The sequence below is a fragment of the Sedimentimonas flavescens genome, from assembly GCF_019264375.1.
GTDB classification, from domain to species: domain Bacteria; phylum Pseudomonadota; class Alphaproteobacteria; order Rhodobacterales; family Rhodobacteraceae; genus Rhodobacter; species Rhodobacter flavescens.
Window position 1 is genome coordinate 1 of record NZ_JAHVAI010000053.1, and the last position, 1,187, is coordinate 1,187.

Genomic DNA, 1,187 nt, shown 5'->3' on the forward strand with positions numbered 1-1,187 from the left:
AACGAAGCGCAGATCATTGCCATCCTGCGTGAGGCGGAGGCAGGGGCGAAGACCGCTGACCTCTGCCGTCGGCACGGGATCAGCAATTCCACGTTCTACGCCTGGAAGGCGAAGTTCGGAGGCATGGAGGTGTCAGACGCGAAGCGGCTGAAGGCGCTCGAGGACGAGAACGCGAAGCTGAAGCGGTTGCTCGCCGATGCCCTCCTGGACCAGGCCGCGCTAAAGGATCTCCTCAGCCGAAAGTGGTGACGCCCGCCGCCAGGCGCGAAGCCGTCGCGATCCTCGTGGAGGCCCACGAGATGAGCGAGCGGCGGGCGTGTTTCGTGATCGGTGCGGAGCGGACCTCGGTGCGCTACCGCAGTCGCCGACCTGACGATGCCGGACTGCGCGAGCGCATGCGGGTGCTCGCGGGCGAACGCCGCCGGTTCGGCTACCGGCGGCTGCATGTGTTGCTGAGAAGAGAGGGGCTGGTGATGAACCGCAAGAAGACCCAGAGGCTTTACCGCGAGGAAGGCTTGTCGGTGCGCAAGCGGCGCGGTCGAAAGAAGGCAACCGGGACAAGGGCGCCGCTGCTAACGGTCGCCGTGCCAAACGCCCGCTGGTCAGTCGATTTCGTGCACGACCAGTTCACACACGGTCGCCGGTTCCGCGTTTTCAACGTGATCGACGATGTGACGAAGGAATGCCTGGCCGCCGTGGTCGACACCTCGATCTCGGGGCGTCGGGTGGCGCGGGAGCTCTCCACGGTGATCGCGCGGCGCGGCAAACCAGGTCTGATCGTCAGCGATCATGGCACCGAGTTCACCTCGAACGCGATGCTGGCCTGGACCGAGGAGGTGGGCGTGTCCTGGCATTTCATCGCGCCCGGCAAGCCGATGCAAAATGGGATCTGTGAGGCGTTCAATTCGAAAATGAGGGACGAACTCTTGAACGAGACGCTGTTTCACGGGCTCGACCACGCCCGCGCCATCGTCGCGGACTGGGTGGCGGACTACAACGCCGAGCGACCACACTCGGCCGTGGGCTACCAGACCCCCGCCGCCTTCGCGGCCCAACTCACCGCAATGGGCGACCGGCTCCACGCAACGGAACCGTTCCGCCGTTCGCCCATTGCTCCCGCGGCGCAACAGCGCCAAACTCAACCGCGGACTCCGGCGTCAGCTGGATGAATGTCGGGGGTCACAGCA

At 65.5% G+C, this 1,187-nt stretch carries 1 protein-coding gene; it reads left to right on the plus strand.

Translation table 11 applies throughout. The features are described from left to right. A protein-coding gene (locus KTQ37_RS16630) for an IS3 family transposase (RefSeq protein WP_413243733.1) occupies positions 1-1,169 on the plus strand; the annotation gives its coding sequence in 2 pieces (ribosomal slippage) (positions 1-238 and positions 238-1,169; 1,170 coding nt annotated over the 2 pieces). This gene is flagged as partial in the annotation. Positions 1,170-1,187: the final 18 nt, after the last annotated feature.